Source organism: Catenulispora pinisilvae (assembly GCF_015356865.1).
Lineage (GTDB): Bacteria > Actinomycetota > Actinomycetes > Streptomycetales > Catenulisporaceae > Catenulispora > Catenulispora pinisilvae.
Map to the genome: position 1 here is coordinate 1 of NZ_JAAFZA010000616.1, position 399 is coordinate 399.

Sequence of the window (399 nt, forward strand, 5' to 3'; positions counted from 1 at the left end):
TCATTGCTTGTTCAAACACTTCTAATGGATCGTTACCTGTAGATTCTTTGATCAAGTCAAAGGCATTATAGATAATGTTAGCTGCAATCCCGCGTTTTCCGTCAACCATTACACGGTTGATCAAGCGAGTTACTAATTTTGAGTTATAAATAGGATCTGGTAAAACATCACGTTTTGCAACAGGACCTTTACGTGGCATCCGTAACTCCTCCTTCCGAAATATTGTTCATAGTAATTACTTCTATATAGTAGAAGCAAGTTTCATTTGTTTAATAATTAAAATTAAGCTTTAGGTTTTTTAGTTCCGTATTTAGAACGGCTTTGTTTACGGTCGTTAACACCAGCAGTATCTAAAGCACCGCGAACGATATGGTAACGTACCCCTGGTAAGTCTTTTAC

General features: G+C 36.8%; 1 protein-coding gene and 1 pseudogene. Both read right to left on the reverse strand.

Annotated features, from left to right (window positions below):
- Positions 1 to 199 (reverse strand): uS7 family ribosomal protein (locus IZR01_RS49620; RefSeq protein ID WP_499698318.1); only part of this gene is annotated, 199 nt, incomplete at its 3' end.
- Positions 200 to 282: 83 nt separating this feature from the next.
- Positions 283 to 399 (reverse strand): annotated as a pseudogene (locus IZR01_RS49625) (30S ribosomal protein S12); the annotation flags it as partial.